At 40.6% G+C, this 18,122-nt stretch carries 17 protein-coding genes and 1 tRNA gene; 1 reads left to right on the forward strand and 17 read right to left on the reverse strand.

Annotated elements, in window-relative coordinates:
* Window positions 1–477: 477 nt before the first annotated feature.
* The 13 genes from lysS to spoIIE all read right to left on the reverse strand — a co-directional run bounded on the left by lysS (window position 478) and on the right by spoIIE (window position 15,580).
* Window positions 478–1,959, reverse strand: a complete 1,482-nt coding sequence (gene lysS, locus BN997_RS00005) for a lysine--tRNA ligase (RefSeq protein ID WP_042528550.1) — start codon at window positions 1,957–1,959, stop codon at window positions 478–480.
* Between the two features lie 117 nt (window positions 1,960–2,076).
* Window positions 2,077–2,577 (reverse strand): 2-amino-4-hydroxy-6-hydroxymethyldihydropteridine diphosphokinase, encoded by a 501-nt coding sequence (gene folK / locus BN997_RS00010; RefSeq protein WP_042528551.1) that lies wholly within the window; start codon window positions 2,575–2,577, stop codon window positions 2,077–2,079.
* A complete protein-coding gene (folB, locus tag BN997_RS00015; RefSeq protein ID WP_042528552.1) occupies window positions 2,574–2,939 on the reverse strand; it encodes a dihydroneopterin aldolase in 366 nt (121 codons plus the stop codon). The genes folK and folB overlap by 4 nt, the downstream gene beginning before the upstream one ends.
* A gap of 48 nt (window positions 2,940–2,987) precedes the next feature.
* Complete coding sequence (gene folP / locus BN997_RS00020) at window positions 2,988–3,809, reverse strand: dihydropteroate synthase (protein ID WP_042528553.1); 822 nt, start codon at window positions 3,807–3,809, stop codon at window positions 2,988–2,990.
* A gap of 147 nt (window positions 3,810–3,956) precedes the next feature.
* On the reverse strand, window positions 3,957–4,886 hold the full coding sequence (gene cysK, locus BN997_RS00025) for a cysteine synthase A (RefSeq protein ID WP_042528554.1): 930 nt from the start codon (window positions 4,884–4,886) through the stop codon (window positions 3,957–3,959).
* A 190-nt stretch (window positions 4,887–5,076) separates the two neighbouring features.
* Complete coding sequence (gene hslO, locus BN997_RS00030; protein ID WP_042535596.1) at window positions 5,077–5,949, reverse strand: Hsp33 family molecular chaperone HslO; 873 nt, start codon at window positions 5,947–5,949, stop codon at window positions 5,077–5,079.
* A gap of 17 nt (window positions 5,950–5,966) precedes the next feature.
* Window positions 5,967–6,737 carry a type III pantothenate kinase gene (locus BN997_RS00035; protein WP_042528555.1) on the reverse strand — a complete coding sequence of 257 codons (771 nt, stop codon included), beginning with the start codon at window positions 6,735–6,737 and terminating at the stop codon, window positions 5,967–5,969.
* Window positions 6,738–6,884: 147 nt separating this feature from the next.
* Entirely contained in the window at window positions 6,885–8,939 is a 2,055-nt protein-coding gene (gene ftsH / locus BN997_RS00040) for an ATP-dependent zinc metalloprotease FtsH (RefSeq protein WP_042528556.1), read from the reverse strand.
* Between the two features lie 308 nt (window positions 8,940–9,247).
* Entirely contained in the window at window positions 9,248–9,802 is a 555-nt protein-coding gene (hpt, locus tag BN997_RS00050; protein ID WP_084612793.1) for a hypoxanthine phosphoribosyltransferase, read from the reverse strand.
* Window positions 9,803–9,823: 21 nt separating this feature from the next.
* Window positions 9,824–11,206 carry a tRNA lysidine(34) synthetase TilS gene (gene tilS, locus BN997_RS00055; RefSeq protein WP_042528558.1) on the reverse strand — a complete coding sequence of 461 codons (1,383 nt, stop codon included), beginning with the start codon at window positions 11,204–11,206 and terminating at the stop codon, window positions 9,824–9,826.
* Between the two features lie 159 nt (window positions 11,207–11,365).
* Window positions 11,366–12,307: a serine/threonine protein kinase gene (locus tag BN997_RS00060; protein ID WP_042528559.1), complete on the reverse strand. Its 942-nt coding sequence runs from the start codon at window positions 12,305–12,307 to the stop codon at window positions 11,366–11,368.
* Window positions 12,270–13,007 carry a VWA domain-containing protein gene (locus BN997_RS00065; RefSeq protein ID WP_042528560.1) on the reverse strand — a complete coding sequence of 246 codons (738 nt, stop codon included), beginning with the start codon at window positions 13,005–13,007 and terminating at the stop codon, window positions 12,270–12,272. Before BN997_RS00065 ends, BN997_RS00060 begins: the two co-directional genes overlap by 38 nt.
* Window positions 13,008–13,117: 110 nt before the next feature.
* Entirely contained in the window at window positions 13,118–15,580 is a 2,463-nt protein-coding gene (spoIIE, locus tag BN997_RS00070) for a stage II sporulation protein E (RefSeq protein ID WP_042528561.1), read from the reverse strand.
* 454 nt (window positions 15,581–16,034) lie between these two features.
* Here spoIIE and BN997_RS00075 point away from each other — a divergent pair.
* Window positions 16,035–16,108: transfer RNA gene (locus BN997_RS00075), tRNA-Met, on the forward strand.
* Window positions 16,109–16,297: 189 nt separating this feature from the next.
* Here the strand turns inward: BN997_RS00075 and BN997_RS00080 are convergent.
* The 4 genes from BN997_RS00080 to yabP form a co-directional block, all read right to left on the reverse strand.
* Entirely contained in the window at window positions 16,298–16,696 is a 399-nt protein-coding gene (locus tag BN997_RS00080) for a S1 domain-containing RNA-binding protein (RefSeq protein WP_042528562.1), read from the reverse strand.
* A 70-nt stretch (window positions 16,697–16,766) separates the two neighbouring features.
* Window positions 16,767–17,147, reverse strand: a complete 381-nt coding sequence (locus tag BN997_RS00085) for an FtsB family cell division protein (protein WP_042528563.1) — start codon at window positions 17,145–17,147, stop codon at window positions 16,767–16,769.
* 55 nt (window positions 17,148–17,202) lie between these two features.
* Window positions 17,203–17,793 carry a spore cortex biosynthesis protein YabQ gene (yabQ, locus tag BN997_RS00090; RefSeq protein ID WP_042528564.1) on the reverse strand — a complete coding sequence of 197 codons (591 nt, stop codon included), beginning with the start codon at window positions 17,791–17,793 and terminating at the stop codon, window positions 17,203–17,205.
* Window positions 17,790–18,092: a sporulation protein YabP gene (yabP, locus tag BN997_RS00095; protein ID WP_042528565.1), complete on the reverse strand. Its 303-nt coding sequence runs from the start codon at window positions 18,090–18,092 to the stop codon at window positions 17,790–17,792. Before yabP ends, yabQ begins: the two co-directional genes overlap by 4 nt.
* Between the last annotated feature and the right edge of the window lie 30 nt (window positions 18,093–18,122).

Consider the following 18,122-nt stretch of genomic DNA (forward strand, 5'->3'; position numbering starts at 1 on the left):
AAAAGTGTTTGAAACATTAGCTTTCAGAAGTCAACTTCTGACTTATTTTTTAAGAAAAACGAGGTTGTCTTTCTTCTTTCGTACTGGTTGTTTTGTTCAGTTTTCAAAGAGCAATTTGTTTCTGTCGCTGTTTCAAATTGGCGACTTTATTAATTTATCATATCTGCAATTCGTTGTCAACAACTTTTTAAAATTTATTTTGTTGTTAATCTGTTGAATCGTTTGTGTGATGCGCATTGCGTTATGCAACGATAATTAATTTATCATGATTCCAAACCGAAAGCAAGTCTTTTTTTAAATAAAATAGTACAAGTTAAATATTTCTATAATTCATTTTATTGAAGCAGTTTTAAAACCCCTTAATAAATCACTATTCTCAAAGGTTTTCCTCTCTTTCACTCCCTTACGTATACATACAAAAGCACCGACAGAAGAGTAACCTTCCAGCGGTGCTTTCAACAATAATATAATGGTTAATTAACGATTTTTCATTTGCGGGAATAACAGTACGTCCCGAATAGAAGGCGAATTTGTTAACAGCATCACCAAACGATCTACTCCAATTCCTAAACCGCCAGTTGGTGGCATACCATATTCTAATGCTTCTAAAAAGTCTTCATCCATATAATGTGCTTCATCATTTCCTTGGTCTCTTTCTTTCACTTGCGCTTCAAAACGTTGGCGCTGGTCAATCGGGTCATTCAGCTCACTAAAGGCATTAGCATGCTCTCTTCCTACAATAAATAACTCGAAACGATCTGTAAAACGCTCATCCTCTTTGTTCTTTTTAGCGAGAGGAGAAATTTCTACAGGATGTCCAAAAATAAATGTAGGTTGAATGAGTGTTTCCTCTACCTTTTGCTCAAAGAATTCATTTACAATATGTCCGAAAGTCATCGCATCTGTAATTTCTACGTTATATTCCTTTGCTAAAGCACGTGCTTCATCATTCGATAAGTGCTGCCAGAAGTCTACACCTGTCTCTTTTTTTATCGCATCTACCATATGCAGTCTTGTCCATTTAGGCTCAAGGTTTACTTCCTCATCGTCATATTGAATCGTCGTTTTTCCATATACTTCTTTTGCAATATGTGCAATTAAGTTTTCCGTAAGATCCATAATATCATGATAATCCGCATATGCTTCATATAGTTCAATCATTGTAAATTCAGGGTTATGTCTTGTGGAAACCCCTTCGTTACGGAATACACGGCCTATCTCATATACTTTTTCTAACCCGCCGACAATAAGGCGTTTTAAATGTAGTTCGATTGCAATACGCATATATAATTCAGCATCCAGCGCATTATGATGCGTAATAAATGGACGCGCAGATGCTCCGCCCGGAATACTGTGCATCATCGGTGTTTCTACTTCTAAATAACCTTGAGCATTTAAATATTCACGCATGGATTGAATAATCTTACTGCGGGCTACGAACGTATCTCTGCTGTCCGGATTAGTGATTAAATCAAGATAACGCTGACGATAGCGCTGTTCAATATCTTTTAAGCCATGATATTTTTCTGGCAGCGGGCGCAGTGATTTGGTTAATAGATGAAATTCTTTCGCTTTAACAGATAATTCTCCAACATTTGTTTTAAACATAACCCCTGTCACACCGACAATATCACCTAAGTCCACTGATTTAAATACATCATATGCCTCTTCGCCAATTGCATCTTTACGAACATATAATTGAATTTGTCCGCTTAAATCCTGAAGATGCGCGAATCCCGCTTTCCCTTTTCCGCGCTTTGTCATTAAACGTCCTGCAATCGTTACTTCATCTGGAAGTTCCTCCAGCTCTTCTTTAGAATATTGATCATATTTTTCAACTAGATCATTTGTTAAATGCGTACGTTCAAATTTTTCACCGAATGGATTCAATCCTTTTTCCATGTATTCTGTGAGTTTGTCACGTCTTACCTGCATATGTTCATTCAATTCTTCTGACACTTCTACCACTCCACTTCTTAATTAATTATGATATCTTCTAACCTTGTCATTAAAACAGTTATTGCTTTATCATCACGGAGAATCACCCGTGAAACTCCCACGGAATGAAGCTTCGTTTTATATTTCTGTCTTCCACAGTCTGACGTCCGCCTTATCCTTCTCTGGAAGTTCTTCTAAATAGGCTTCTACAGTCTTCTTTTGTACAGGTACAACAAAACCCGGAGCGATTTCTGCTAATGGAATTAATACAAAAGCCCGCTCATGCATGCGGGGATGCGGTATAATCAATCTTTCTACTGTACTATTTTCATAATTAAATGTCAAAATGTCAAGGTCAATCGTCCGCGGACCGAATCGGATATCACGTTTTCTGCCGAGTTCTTTTTCAATCTGCTGACAAGCCTCAAGCAGATCCATGGATGATAAATTTGTTTGAAGCGCTAATACCATATTTAAAAAATCTCCCTGGTCCTGGTATCCAACCGGCGCAGTTTCATATATAGAAGATTTTTTTTGGATAGAGATATATTCATTTGTCTCTAATAAGTCTAATGCTTGCGTCAGATGTTCTTCTCTCGGTTCAATATTTGTTCCGAGAGCAATAAATGCTTGATTCATTTCGTTCTCTCCCTATAAATTTCTACAGCTACCGATTCATAGTAGCCCCGAATCGGTGGATCCGGCTTTGTTAGACGGATGGAACATGCCTCCAATTGTTCAAAAGAAGTAAAGAGCTCATCTGCAATTGCTTCTGCCACCGCTTCAATCAAATGAAACCTTTCCCCCTCTACGACATGCTTTATTTTTTCATATGCTTCCCCATAGTGAACGGAGTCCTCCATTGCATCAGACTGTCCCGCCTTCTTTAAAGACAGGTACAGGTCAGCATCCACATAAAAACGCTGCCCCAACGTATTTTCTTCAGGTAACAGCCCGTGATATCCATAAAACTGCATTCGTTTTAGAATAATTTTGTCCATCCTTGTCCATCCTTTCTTTAAACATGCTCTCTCCTCTATTCCTATCCCTTACAGATTCGTATAATAAATCGCATCTGCTACTTTTGCCGCTTCCAGGTTCGCCTTTACATCATGTACACGAACAATACGGGCGCCTTTAGCAATTCCAATTACTGTCGTTGCTGCCGTCCCGATATCTCTTTGATTTGCAGGAACATCTAAAATATCACCAATAAATCTTTTACGGGATGCTGCCAAAAGCAGCGGATAACCAAATATATTCAGCTCTTGCAGTTCTTTAATCATATATTGATTCTGCTCCATTGTTTTTGCAAAGCCGATACCTGGGTCAAGAATAATCTGTTTATCCTCTACACCGGCTTGTTTAGCAATAGAAACACTTGCTTGTAAGTCTGCTTTCACATCCGAAATAAAGTCCCCATAGTCCATATCCGTTCGATTATGCATAAGAATAATGGGCACCTGATAACGGGCAGCAACCGCAGCAATTTCCGGTTCTTTTTTTGCTCCCCAAATATCATTTATCATAGAAGCGCCGGCTTTTACTGCTTGCTCTGCTACAGATGCTTTAAATGTATCCACGGATATAGGTATCTGCAAATCATTTTTTAACGCTTCAATAACCGGGATAATACGCTCTGCTTCTTCTTCCGCACTGACAGGAGTATGGCCCGGCCTGGTGGATTCTCCGCCGATATCAATGATATCCGCCCCTTCTTTCTCCATTTTCTTCGCCGCGGCAGCCGCCTTTTCAATATCTGTATATCGTCCCCCGTCCGAGAAGGAATCCGGCGTCACATTTAATATCCCCATAATATGCGTCCGTTTATTTAAATCTAATTGAAACTCTTTTGCCTGCATCACTTGCATTATCCGCCCCTTCTCTGTTAAAAATATATCTATTCTACATCCTACCCTAAGAAGGTAAAGAACAAAAGTGGAAAGCGCTGGTTAAGAAAGATTAACGTAAAAAAGGAACCAGCTTCAATACGGCTGATTCCTTTTACATTCCGAGATTTATTTTTCGTCTTCAAATTGATACAGCGCTGTAGATAGGTACCGCTCTCCGTTATCAGGAAGGACGGCAAGAACCTTCTTTCCTTTTCCTAAGTCTTTCGCTACTTTTAGTGCTGCAGCAACCGCTGCTCCAGAAGAAATTCCTCCCAGAATTCCATTTGTAGTAGCAACTTTACGCGCTGTTTCAAAGGATTCTTCATTTCCGACCGGAAGTACCTCATCATAAATTGATGTATCAAGCACTTCTGGTTTGAAGCCTGCGCCAATTCCCTGAATTTTATGAGGTCCAGGATTTCCACCTGAAAGCACCGGGGAATCCTTTGGCTCCACAGCATAAATTTTAATACCGTCAAAATGTTCCCTTAGCACTTTCCCTGCACCAGTAATTGTTCCGCCGGTACCAATACCGGAAATAAAAGCATCTAATCCATCTGACATCTGCTCTACAATTTCTTTACCAGTTGTTTTTGCATGAATTTCCGGGTTAGCTGGATTATTAAATTGCTGCGGCATAAAATAACCGTTTTCTTCTTGTAATTCCTTCGCTTTGGCAATGGCACCCTTCATTCCTTCCGCTCCTGGAGTTAAAACTAACTTCGCTCCATACGCCTTCAATAAATTACGACGTTCTTGACTCATTGTATCCGGCATAACCAGAATCGCCTGATATCCTTTAGCAGTAGCAACCATTGCCAAACCAATCCCGGTATTTCCGCTGGTTGGTTCAATGATGGTGTCACCTGGTTTTAATTCACCTGCATTCTCTGCAGCTTCTACCATCGCAGCTGCAATGCGGTCTTTCACCGAGCTTCCCGGATTCATAAATTCTAATTTAACATATACATCTGCACTATTCTCATCCGCTACATTATGAAGCTTTACAATCGGTGTTCCTCCAATTAAACCTGCAATATTATTAACGACTGTCATATAACTCCTCCTAATACCAAGTATTTTTATATGATTTATATATAATGTATTGCTTTCTTAAGAAAATGTCAATCCTAAATGCGAAAAAAACGCCTATTTTTCTAATCTAAAAGCAATATACGAATTTGTCGTCCGATTTTAGCTGCATCCAAAGCAGCTCGTCATGTTTCCATTTTTATCAATGTACCACCTATGATTGCTTAAGTTCTTCTAGCTCTTCTTCTGTAAAATGGTAGTGTTCATTACAAAAATGGCAGGTTGCTTCTGCTCCGTGATCTTCATCGATCATTAGCTGGATTTCTTCATTACCTAACCCAATGATAGCATTAGCAAGTCTCTCTTTCGAACATTTGCATTGAAATTCAATTGGCATTTTCTCCAATATATTTACATTTTCTTCGTCAAACAAGGTATATAGAATTTCTTCTGGTGTTTTTCCTTCCCGGATCAGCGTAGAAATAGCAGGGAAAGACTGAATACGGTCTTCCAGCCGTTCAATCACCGCTTCATCCGCTCCTGGCATTACTTGTACGATAAAACCGCCTGCCGCTAAAATACTCAAGTCCGGGTTAACCAGAACCCCTGCGCCTACTGCGGATGGAACCTGTTCAGAGGTTGCAAAATAATACGTGAAATCTTCACTTATTTCTCCAGAAACAATCGGTGTTTCACCGGTGAAATAGTCTTTCATCCCTAAATCCTTGATAACGCTCAGATTCCCCTCTGTCCCGACTGCTCTAGCCACATCCAGCTTTCCTTTATCATTTAAATCAAAATCGACATGCGGGTTTGTAACATAGCCGCGAACGTGACCTTTACCATCTCCATCAGCAACAATAGCTCCAGTTGGTCCATTTCCCATTACTTTTACGGTAACGGAGTCGTCCCCTTTTAACATTGCTCCCATCATTGCTGTTACCGTTATGGTACGTCCAAGTGCTGCAGAAGCTGTTGCCCATGTATCCTGTCTCCGGCGAGCTTCCTCCACTGTTTCTGTCGACGTAATAGCATATGCTCGGATCATGCCATCATAGGTTGTCGCTTTAATTAAATAATCCTTCACCATCATCATTCCTCCGTTTATTGATAATACTTTTTATAAATAAGATACAGCCCATTCAACGTGAGATAGGGCTCGACAGCATCTATGGTTTCTGATTCATGTGCAATAAGTTTAGACAAACCACCCGTTGCGATAACCGTTGAGTTTGTCCCTTTTTCTTGTTGTATTCGTTTGACCAGCCCATCAATTTGACCAATGTACCCGTAAAATACACCAGATGTCATTGCCTCAACAGTAGAAGAACCAATCACACGCTGCGGTTTCTGAATCTCAATTTTCGGCAGCTTCGAAGCTCTTGTGTTCAGCGCCTCCATCGAAATATTTACACCCGGGGTAATAATCCCGCCAGCATACCTTGCTTCTTCATCCACATAGCAGTAAGTTGTCGCTGTCCCAAAATCAATGATGATTAGCGGTGCTCCGTATTTTTCAATACCTGCTATAGCATTAACAATCCGGTCCGCCCCAACTTCAGACGGATTTGGATAATTCATCTTAATTAGCTTATCATAAGAAGTTTTCCCGATAACCACAGGTTCTATATCAAAATAATCGCGGCTCATTTTTTCTAACGCAAACATAATAGGCGGTACAACGGAAGAAATAATCACCCCGGTGATTTCTTTAAAATGAACCCCTTTATATTCAAATAAAGAATGGACAAGCATGCCAAATTCATCTTCTGTTTTATACCGGTCGGTTTTTATCCGCCAGTGATGAATTAATTTATCATTATCAAAAACACCCAGAACTGTATTGGTATTCCCTACATCAAGAACAAATAACATCTGTCACCATACCTTCCTTTGTTTCTCTAAAATTTAATATAACATACTTCTTTTCAGGAAAAACCAAAAAAGCATCCGTCCAATGAACAAAAAGAAGCAGCCTTTCTATTCCTTTGGCTGCTTCCTTTCTATATCTTTTCCAATCCTTTAGTTTTTACGATCAGAATCGGAGTCATCTTCCTTATTATCATCCGTGTGATCTGTTTCTTTTTCTTCAGAACCACCGCCCATAATCGGGTCGTTAATATAAGAGTCGGATTTCTTTTCCTCTCTTTCTTTTGCTTCTTCAAAAGAAAGACCTTTTTTATCCTCATCCTCTTTTTCTTCCTTCGAATGGATGCTTACCTTCACATCATCTGAATCCTCTTCCGGTTCAGGAAGCGTTCCATTTTCAAAAAGAGACTTGATTTGTTTCGCATCGAGTGTTTCTACTTCTAATAATGTTTTTGCAAGCAATTCTAATTGCTCTCTATGCTCTGTAAGAATACGTTTTGCACGGTCATAACAGTAATTAATGAAATTTTGCATTTCCTTATCGATATCCTGTGCAATCGCATCCGAATAGGTCTGTTCATTTTGAATGTCTCGACCAAGGAATACATTCCCGCCACCGCCGCTGCTGAATTGAAGCGGACCAATCTTATCACTCATACCGAATTCGGTTATCATCTTATGAGCAATACCTGTTGCACGCTGGAAGTCATTCGAAGCACCTGTACTCACTTCGCCAAAAATGATTTCTTCTGCAACACGTCCGCCCAGTAAACCAGTGATTTTATCAAACAGCTCTGGTTTTGTCATGAAGTAACGGTCTTCCCTTGGAAGCATCACCGCATAACCGCCGGCTTGGCCACGAGGAACGATGGTAACTTTGTGAACCACATCTGCATCATCAAGAACCATCCCGATAACGGTATGACCACTCTCATGATAAGCAACGATATTTCTTTCTTTTTCAGAAATAACTCTGCTTTTCTTCGCAGGTCCCGCAATCACACGGTCAATGGCTTCATCGATATCCAGCTGACTGATTTTCTTACGGTCAGCTCTTGCTGCAATTAATGCTGCTTCATTGAGTAAGTTCTCTAAATCCGCACCTGAGAAGCCTGGTGTACGCATAGCAATCGTTTTTAAATCTACTGTATCTTCCAACGGTTTATTTTGAGCGTGAACACCAAGAACCGCTTCACGGCCTTTGACATCTGGACGATCTACCATAATCTGCCTGTCAAAACGCCCTGGACGCAATAGGGCCGGGTCAAGAATATCAGCACGGTTTGTTGCAGCAATCATGATAATACCTTCATTCGCTCCAAATCCATCCATTTCCACCAATAGCTGGTTTAATGTTTGCTCACGTTCATCATGTCCACCGCCAAGACCAGCTCCACGCTGACGACCGACTGCATCAATCTCATCAATAAAGATGATACATGGCGAATTTTTCTTCGCATTTTCAAATAAGTCACGGACACGGGACGCACCGACACCAACGAACATCTCTACGAAATCAGAACCACTGATAGAGAAAAATGGTGTTCCCGCTTCACCAGCAACTGCTTTTGCTAATAAAGTTTTACCAGTACCTGGAGGTCCGACAAGAAGTACACCTTTTGGAATACGTGCGCCTACTTGTGAGAATTTGCGCGGATCTTTTAAGAATTCCACAACCTCGACAAGCTCTTGTTTCTCTTCATCGGCACCAGCGACATCTTTAAAGCGGACTTTTTTCTTATCTTCAGAGTACATTTTTGCCTTACTCTTACCGAAGTTCATCACACGGCCGCCGCCACCGCCGCCTTGCGCCTGGCTAAGAATGAACAGTAAGAATAGACCAATCAATAAGAATGGAATGATTCCAGTTAAGAATGTGAGCCAAGGACTAGGCTGCTCTTCCTCTTCCACCGTTAATTCACTTTGCTCGCTTGCACTATTTGTAATTTGTGAAACAAGTGCTTCATTATCCGGTACCTGAGCAACAAATTCTGTCTCATCGTCCATTAATGTACCCGTCAAACGGATGATACCATGTGACGGCTGAAAGGTCAGTTCTTTAATCTCACCATTATTTAAAGCATTCATAAATTGCTGTACATCATACTGCTCCTGATCTTCACTTGGATTGTTAAATACTCCGATTACACCAATAATGATTATAAATAAGAGCATCCATACGAAGACCTTACGAAATATCTGATTCATTGCTTACCTCCTCCCAAATGGGGAAAAACTATAGTAAATCGTATCATAGTAAAATCGCTTTATACAAATAATTTAACCATTTTTGACGAATTATTTTTTTGGAATGTTTAAGAAATCCGATAAATATAATCATACGCTTGGAACATCCGCATGTATGAAAGAAATTATTGCAAAAACCCGGATGATATCGTCCAAGATGATTTTTCAAATACATGCATTGCCCGCAAAGTAAAAAATCTATTTTATGCGGGCTTTCTTTTACAGCCTGTCCCTTCCCAAGCGCGGCTTCTTCCTTTTCATTTTCTCCATCAGCCGCCATAAATTTCTGGCTTAAGAACACCGATATACGAAAGGTTTCGATATTTTTCTGCATAATCTAAACCGTAGCCGACAACAAATTCATCCGGAACTTCAAAACCAATTAAATCTGCTTTAATATCTGCTGTTCTTCCAGCCGGTTTATCAAGAAGTGTCACGATCTTAATGGAATTTGCTTTACGATATTTAAACAGGTCTACTAAGTAGTTCAATGTCAGTCCGCTGTCAATAATGTCCTCAACAATAATTAAATCGCGGCCCTCTACTTTTGTATTCAAGTCCTTCAGGATTTTTACTTCTCCTGTGGAGGATGTGCCGCCGTCATAGCTGGATACATCCATAAAATCCATTTCTAAATGGATTTCTGTATGCCGAAGAATATCTGACATAAACGGCAATGCACCTTTTAACACGCCAATAGCCAAGGGAAATTTGCCCTCGTATTCTTCTGTTAATATTGCACCGAGCTCCTTGCATTTTTTTTGAATTTCTTCCTCGCTTACCAAGATTTTTTCAATCTCATTATGAATTGTTTCCTGCGCCATTTTTTCTCCTCCTAATCAGCGTCATGAGCTAATTTTCAGTTTTATATTCATTCCTTTACCATTTTGTGCAGTCTCCGCTTTTTTTAGACCGACGACCCACAGGATCTCCTCTTTATCATCCACTATTATCGGCCAATTATCCCGCAGATTTTGGGGTATCTTCGCATCTATAAAAATATCCTTCAGCTTTTTTGAACCATTTAGTCCCCTTACAGACATACGATCTCCCGCTCTTCTTACTCGGATATGTAGTGGTAATGAAATCGAATCTAGCGGAAAAACAAAGGTTGCTTCATCCTCTGCCGGGGCTTCTTTGATGATGGCAGCCTCAATCTTTGTGCCATCAGACAGCACCGTTTCACCTGGAACTGGCAATAAAGAGGGTTGAGCTGACTTTACGGATGATTGATGACCAAATTGCAGATAAATCTTCCCATATATATTTGTCACACGGAGCCTTAACGGAAAATCAATACTTGTACTTCCATTTCGGCGTCTCAACAGGTCAAAAAAGTTTACTTCGTGGATATAAGATAGGTCTTTAGGCAAGGTTCCATATAGATAGTTTAATATTAGATGAAAGGCCCGTCTTTGTAAAGCCTGAGGAAGCTCTGAAAACGCTTCTGCTGCAAAACAAATTTCCCTTGTATCTTCCCGAAATTCCGCCACTTTTTCTACCATTTCCTTCGCCTGCTCCTGCAAGTATTGTTCGTCCTGGACTAACGTTTCGCTGAGCGTCTGAATGGTGTCTGCGATACGCGGATTTTTCTCCTTCAGCAGCGGGACGACGTTTTTCCGGTAATAATTTCTCGTATACGTATCATCCGCGTTCGTTTTATCGACCTGATAGCTCAATTGATACTTTTCCAAATAAGCCAGGATGTTATTCTTTGTCACCCCTAATAAAGGACGGATAATTTCACCGCCGGCAAAATCACGCCGCACGGGAATCCCTTTTAAAGCATTTGAGGTCGCCATTCTTACCATTCGCATAACCATCGTTTCAATTTGATCATCAGCGTGATGTCCAAGAGCAAGCAGATCAGCTTTTTTCTCATGCATCAGATCCAAGTAAACATTATAGCGTAATTCACGTGCAGCAACCTCTTCACTGACACCCTTTTCCTTTTGATATTGTCTGACGTCCACCATTCTTTCCACGCAGGGTATTCCCCATTCCTGACAAGTATCTTTCACAAATTGACAATCGTCGACAGAATCTCCGTTACGCAGCTGATGATCTATGGTCACTGCTATAAGGCTTAATTCCCATTTGGATGAAATGTTGTTCAAGAAATGTAATAGCGCAATCGAATCCGGTCCTCCTGAAACGCCGACAAGAACCGTTGCATGCTTTTGAATTAGGCGGTGCCTTCTGATAAATGCACACACTTCCTGCTCCATCTCATTCCTCCTCCATCCATCGGTTCTGGCTCCCTATACGGTTAGGATAAAATTAGAAAAAAACCGTATTTTAACTATACTTCTATCATACTCCTTTTTGAGGAACGGTTCAAAAGAGAGGATGCAAAAAAGCATATTTTCAGTCGATCTTTTTTCAGTTTAAGGCAATAACAAAGAAATAATCCAAAAAAAGGAGGCTGCCAGAGAAATACTAAAGGATTCTTTCACAGGATATACTTTTTTTTGCTGTGTTTTTTTTCGATATTGGCTGCGCTTGTGCTGTACCTGTTTTATCTTGCCCATTACATCTTTTTTCATTTCTGTTGCGGTAGAATACTTTCCTTTTAGTGCCTTCTTTAAAAATGGATGCAGGAGCTGCAGGTCGTTGGCCCGATACAACTTTTTCTCAAGCAGCTTTTCAGAGGATTCCCCCGCTATCCGGTCAAAGCGTCTCGGATAATAGATATGGAGAAACACCATCGCAACCGCAAATAAATCATAGCTTGGCTCTGCCTTGCGCGTTCCAAGCCCCCAATAGCCGCGATCAAAAAACTCTGTATATTCTTTAATAGAACGCCCCATCCTTGTTGTGCCGCCTACATCAACCAGTCTGATTCTTGGCGGATTCGATTCCACAAGAATATTATCTGTTTTTAAATCGCCAAAGGTCCAGCCTGCCTGATGAAGCTGGTCTAAATCCTCTAACAGCTGAACCATCAATACGCCCAGCCACTTCTTGCCTCTCGCCTGAATAAACGCACCTAATGTCTGCCCCTCCATATACTCCATCACATAAAAGGAATACACCCTGCCGCCTGGTGCTCTCCAATCATCGACATCCAATAAAGAAGGTCCAAGGCGATATCCTTGAACCTTTTTCAATGCTTTGAGCACATTGACTTCTACCGTTACAGCCGTATCCTGTTCGCTTATTTTCAAAGCAACCGGCCGTCCATGATGCATGCAGAGATACACAGCTCCAATTGCACCTTCGCCAATTTTTCTCACAACGGTATAGGATTTTTGATGCCACTTCCCTGTTATCTTTTGCTGAGAATTTAACCTAATAGCCGGTTTCTTCCATGTCGAATGGTTCTTCATCCGAATTCCTCCGTAGCTGCTTTTTGCTAAATTGGTACATTGCTGCTCGTAATGCCGGCCCGGTCGGGGTGATTCCTCCGCTTGTTAATTTCGGAAAAACCTTGGAAATCCCATCCAGCCTCGGCGACCAATCAAGCACAAGCTCAATATCGTTCCGCCTGCCAGGAAACCGGTAAATACAAAAGCGGTTTTTTCCAACTCGTGCATTCAAGCTCATAGATAAGTCAAACAACGCTTCCTTGACTGTTTCTAATTTATCACGCATGCTCGCACTGCTGTCGACTAGCACCACCACCTCTAAATCGCTGGTTTCTCCTAAGTCCTCTACCACTTCCATGATTTCACCGCGTTTTTCCGGATCCAGCTCTTCCATCGACTGGTCTTTTCCTAAAATGCTGCGCAATTCTTTATTGACAAATCCCTGCAATGTTTGTGTCATTGCCTGTCTAGTTACCATTTGCACCGTTTGAGATAAACGTTCACTATAGACAATTTGACTGACTCCGCCGCCAGATACAGCGATATCCTCCACTTCCTGAAGACCCTCTGGCTGTTCCGTCTGATCATCGTCTAATATACCAATGACATTCACTGTGATTCCCTGTTGGTTTGCTAAACCGGCTACCGTTGCAGGGCTTTCGCCTTTATTGGAGCAGCCATCGGTTAATAGTAAAATTTGTTTTAATGTTCCTGCGTTCATTTCATGTATACCTCCTCATCTTCCATTACCATCATCACCAAATAATGCTTTCTGTATACGTATATTTGGCAGATTGGCTTGAGAGAAAGAAGCATACAGCTGAGCGTGCTCTACATCGAGAGCAGCTTCTCTTGCCGGACTGGAACATTAGCCCATTTCGGTGTATTTTTCTTTACTTTAGCAACCAATACGGTCATGTCATCATGAATATCCCCCGATCTGGTTCGAATCACCTCTTCTAATAATAAATCAGCAATTTCCTGCGGATCCTCCGTATCCATCTCTTTGATTTTCCGTTTAATCCAAATATCAATGTTTTCCACGTCTTTCGGGCCGTCAAAAATGCCGTCACTCATCATGATTAATAAATCATTCGGCTTTAGCTGCTCACTGACAATATCTACATCAAATTCCTGAATAATCCCCATCGGCAAATTGCTGGCCTCAATTTTTATCATGGAATTCCCTCTGCGGACAAAGCTTGGAGTCGAACCAATTTTTAAAAATTCAGCAGATGCATTATGCAGATCCACCACTGCTAAATCAAGCGTTGCAAACATCTCATCCGTAGTACGCAAAGCAAGAATCGAATTAATTGTTTTGATTGCTACCTTTTCCCGTATCCCAGTCTGCAAAATTTGCTGCAGTAAACGTAATGTCTCTGTACTTTCTTCCTTTGCACGCTTTCCATTCCCCATCCCATCGCTGATAGCCATTGCAAATTTCCCTGCGCCCAGCTCAATGGTCGTAAAGCTGTCACCAGATACAAGCCCCCCTCCTTTTGCTGCATTGGCCGCCCCTGTCTCCACCTCAAAATCCCTTGCTGATCCAAAGACGAAGTGGCTGTATCCATAAGGGAAAGAAGAAATGTCCTCATTCCTTACCACAATCATCTCATCGAGCAGCTCCGAAAGAACCGGAGCAATTAATTTTTCCCCTTCCCCATGATATTCGTAGAAACTTGTCGTTAGTTCAATATCTACATTTCCCTTCTCTAAGTGATAAATATCTAAACGGACTAATTCGATTCCCATCTGTTTCAAAGCTTGAATAATTTGCGATTCCTGCAGTTCATGATGCTGCCGTTCCTTTAATATTTCTTTAGCAAAATCATTCATTACATCAGAAACGCCCTGAAGCTGGTCAGAAACTAAGCGCTTACTTTCTGTCACCTGCTGTCTCAGCTGTTGGTTCGCCTCATAGAAGCTCATTTCTGACTGCATTGCCTCCTTGACCTGGCGCGATCGCACACAATGATTCTCAAATTCCTTCACGACATTTCGGTGGGGCTCCTGCCCGGCGGTAATATTCTGCTTCATCGTCTCCATCAGCGAATAGGTTTTATCAAATTCCTTCTGCCAGCATTTATTCTTTAAAAAGCAGTCCTGACATGTTTTTTCCGTTACCTGGCTTAAAAAGTAATCGGTATCTCGCTTCTCGTCCCTTTTTTCATCACTTAATGTCCTGTCTGTCACGGCAAAGCTTTTGGATAACGCCTGAAAGACATCGGAAAATTGTTCCACGCGTTTGGCAGTAACATTTCGGACCTTTTGCGAGTACTGCTCCTGTTCATTTGTATATGCTTCTGTTCCCGGAATATAACGGGCAATTTGCTCCAGCCAGGATGCCGGTGTCATCAAAAATAGCAGCACAGCCATAAGTGATTCCGTTAACGACGGCAATAAAGCAACACTCTCCCCATAAACACCGATGAGTCCTGTCCCAATCAAAAGCCCCACCGCTGTTCCCGGTTTCCTTCCTTCCTTCAGCAGTCCTCCAAGCACACCTGAAAATGCAAGCAGACTCATTTGATAGAGGTTAACCACATTGGCTAATGACAAGATCATTCCTGCCACCACGCCCACCGTAGAACCAATAGCAGCACCTCCAATAAAGGCAAACACCAAAACAAAATACCTTGAAAAAACATGCTCTAAGGATGCGCCGTACACCTCCCAGCCGATAAACCCTGTTAATACCGAGGCAATCAGAATAATCAAGCAGACAATTTCTTCACTTTTTAAGGTGGGTTTATATCGTTTTGGTGATAATAACGGAATACTTTGCATAAATATAAGTACAAGGATTGCCCCAAGGACTCCTTCAACGGCCAGCATCATCCATTCAAAGGATGATATGGTGCCCTGGAGAGAATATAAAAACATTCTCGGCAGACTGGTTGCAAAAAAGACAGTAATGGGCAGCATCCACTGTTGATGCTTTAAAGATTTTGTTGCTGCCGAGATAAAGATAAATAAAATAAAAGCAATAAAAATATAAGCTACATGCTGCATCGAGTAAGTCAGCGCCCCTAATATAACAGCTATCATCGACCGGAAGGATTTTTCCCGATGGACAAGCCACATGCTCGCAATGAAGGCCACAGCAAATGGAGATACTGTCTGCAGGATGACAGCTCGTCCTAATAAAAAGCCTGTAATATAGAATAACCAGCCCTGTGCAATCAATATATGGTTGACCTTCGCAGTAATCTGTTCTCTCCATTTTCTCTTTTTACTTGCTTTCTCGATTGTAATGCTTCCCGATTCCACCCTTGGAATTGAACCTATCATTTTATCCACTCCCATCTTTCCAACTAGTAAAACATAGGTTGCTTTCTTTTTTTGTCAAAAAAACATGGCAGTTTATAAAAATCGTTCGACGTAATCTTGGGAAGTTACCATCGTTTTACAAAAAGGGTGTACCTTAGGATATTCATCCAGTTTCATTAAAAAAGCAGAGGGTACGTTGCTTTGCAAATCATATACGGGATTTTACTTCATTTTAAACCTCCGCATTTTTTTAAACATCGCTACATCATTTGTAGAAAAAGTGAGGGGAAATGCGGTTCTTTTTTATAACCTCGACAAGATAACCGAACTTTTCGAAATTAAGGAAGTAAACGCGGATTTTTTAGTTCGCAGGAATCATATCCGGAAGAATTTTAAAATAAGCTTCAAAAAATTATAGAGAAACTATTGACAGTTTATGCTGTCTGTTGTATGATTTTTCTTGTTGATTTCACTTGGCGGCGTAGCTCAGCTGGCGAGAGCGTACGGTTCATACCCGTGAGGTCGTGGGTTCGATCCCCTCCGCCGCTATCCTAAATAATAAAAAAACTCATTTCTTTAAATAAAGAGATGAGTTTTTTTGTGTAAACGAAATAAATTGATTTCATCATTCCATATGTTGACAGGAGGAGAAATCCTCGCTACATGTTAAAAAAAAGCAGGAACCAGCGTCCCTGCTTTTTTATTTATCCATAGAGCATTATTAATAGACAGCAACTACTATCCTCTTCTGGCACCCCGTCCTCCGCGCTTGGATTCTGTGTGCTTCTTCAAAGAGGCTAAACGATCCTCGGAATCCTTCAGGAAACGATTCATTTTGGACTCGAAGTTCTCTGTGCGTTCTTTTTGACTCTTTTGACTTTTTGGACGTGCTTGTTGCGGGCGATCTTTCGCCTTTCTGATGGACAGGCCGATTTTGCCATCCTTTTCGACATTAATGACTTTAACTGTTACTTCGTCTCCAACTGTTAAATGCTCATTAATATCTTTAACATAGTTGTCAGCAACCTCACTAATATGAACGAGACCTGTTTTACCCTCTTCTAACTCCACAAAAGCTCCAAAATTAGTGATTCCGGTTACCTTTCCTTGCAGCTTGCTGCCTACTTCAATTGACATAAAAGAAATGCTCCTCCTTAAAAGATTAAATGTTCTTCAATATATAGTATATTAATCAAAATAAAAAGTGTCAATATGACGGGTCTTCATCCGGTAATTTAAATATAAGTTCTCCTTCATTTGAGAAGAAATAATTAGTTCTGGCAATCTCAAGAACATATTCTTCATCCTGCAGGAGTTCGATTTCATGATTTAAATCTGATTCTTGCTGCTCTAAATCTGCAAGCTGCTGTTCTAACTGTTCGTATTCTTCCATTTTGTCTGCCTTTGTTGCCCGCTGATTAAAATGATAGATGGACATACTTCCTACGATAACCGCTACAACTAATGCATACAGTACCAACCGTCTGGTAAGACGCTGTTTTTTTCTATTCTGCCGCTCTATGTACGCATCGTACTGGTGCACGGATTTAGATTGAAGCTTTGTTACTTTCTTCTTTCTTTCCTCCACAGCTTTACCTCCTTCGATAAGACTGAATCCATTTTGGGATGCTTAAAAAACCCACTTAATCATATTTTTTAAACACGTATTTATAAACTATATTCTTCATTTTACTATAAAATCCTGCTATTTGCAGAAAGAAATTTTGAATAGATTGTGGACAAAGGCGAAAAAGCCCTTTCCCTATCCACCGGAAAGGAGTAAATAAAAATAGACACAGCCATGTTATTATTTTGAAAACTCCCATCAGAATTGCCTTTATCATACGATAGAACGTCAAGAATATCCACTGCAAAGGAGAAATAAGCAAGAAATTTATTATTTTTTCTATCCCCCGATAAATTGCTTTAAAAACACGAATCATATGCTCTAATAATTTTTTATACAGCTGCTTCGCCAAGGCCTGGTAAATAGAAAAACCAAAGAGACACGCTAACACAATATAAATCCTGAGCTCTCCTTGGTTGACACGATATAATATATAAAATAAAATGCCGGCCTGGGTCATCCAAAATAATATTTCTAAAAAATAAGTTAAAAATAATCGTCCCTTCCAATAAATCGTGAAGCGCCGGAAGGTTTCCTGGACAACACCTAGATAAAACCCACTTATAATCATCGTGATAAGTGTTAAAAATTGCGTAGATAACGTCATCGGAATATCTTGCTAAAGAACCCTTTAGCTTTCTCCTGCTGCTGATCATCTACATAGGAAAGCTCGTATATTTTTCCTTTAATGGTGACAATACCTTCTGTCACATCTAAATTCTTCAATTGCAGATTCTGTCCGCGGATAATCAAGTATCCCATCACCGTTTCTAAAAGGAATGCTTCATTATCAAAGCTGTCCACTTCTTTGACGCCCGTAATTTCAAGGTTTTTTCGTTTGTCTATTTTTACGGTATGCTCTAGTTCAACATGATTTCTTACATCTTTATTCTCATAATAATTCATATAAAAACCCTCCCTATCGTTAATAATTTA

Origin of the sequence: Oceanobacillus oncorhynchi, from assembly GCF_000821065.1 — a bacterium.
Classification (GTDB): domain Bacteria; phylum Bacillota; class Bacilli; order Bacillales; family Amphibacillaceae; genus Oceanobacillus; species Oceanobacillus oncorhynchi.

Excerpts from the sequence above, each read along its gene's own strand:
- yabQ (WP_042528564.1), bottom strand. The coding sequence starts at position 17,793 with ATGACGTTATCTACGCAATTTTTAACACTTATCACGATGATTATAAGT.
- yabP (WP_042528565.1), bottom strand. The coding sequence starts at position 18,092 with ATGAATTATTATGAGAATAAAGATGTAAGAAATCATGTTGAACTAGAG.
- folP (WP_042528553.1), bottom strand. The coding sequence starts at position 3,809 with ATGCAAGTGATGCAGGCAAAAGAGTTTCAATTAGATTTAAATAAACGG.
- tilS (WP_042528558.1), bottom strand. The coding sequence starts at position 11,206 with ATGGAGCAGGAAGTGTGTGCATTTATCAGAAGGCACCGCCTAATTCAA.
- ftsH (WP_042528556.1), bottom strand. The coding sequence starts at position 8,939 with ATGAATCAGATATTTCGTAAGGTCTTCGTATGGATGCTCTTATTTATA.
- folK (WP_042528551.1), bottom strand. The coding sequence starts at position 2,577 with ATGAATCAAGCATTTATTGCTCTCGGAACAAATATTGAACCGAGAGAA.
- BN997_RS00060 (WP_042528559.1), bottom strand. The coding sequence starts at position 12,307 with ATGAAGAACCATTCGACATGGAAGAAACCGGCTATTAGGTTAAATTCT.
- BN997_RS00065 (WP_042528560.1), bottom strand. The coding sequence starts at position 13,007 with ATGAACGCAGGAACATTAAAACAAATTTTACTATTAACCGATGGCTGC.
- hpt (WP_084612793.1), bottom strand. The coding sequence starts at position 9,802 with ATGGCGCAGGAAACAATTCATAATGAGATTGAAAAAATCTTGGTAAGC.
- BN997_RS00080 (WP_042528562.1), bottom strand. The coding sequence starts at position 16,696 with ATGTCAATTGAAGTAGGCAGCAAGCTGCAAGGAAAGGTAACCGGAATC.
- BN997_RS00035 (WP_042528555.1), bottom strand. The coding sequence starts at position 6,737 with ATGTTATTTGTTCTTGATGTAGGGAATACCAATACAGTTCTGGGTGTT.
- spoIIE (WP_042528561.1), bottom strand. The coding sequence starts at position 15,580 with ATGATAGGTTCAATTCCAAGGGTGGAATCGGGAAGCATTACAATCGAG.
- folB (WP_042528552.1), bottom strand. The coding sequence starts at position 2,939 with ATGGACAAAATTATTCTAAAACGAATGCAGTTTTATGGATATCACGGG.
- cysK (WP_042528554.1), bottom strand. The coding sequence starts at position 4,886 with ATGACAGTCGTTAATAATATTGCAGGTTTAATTGGAGGAACACCGATT.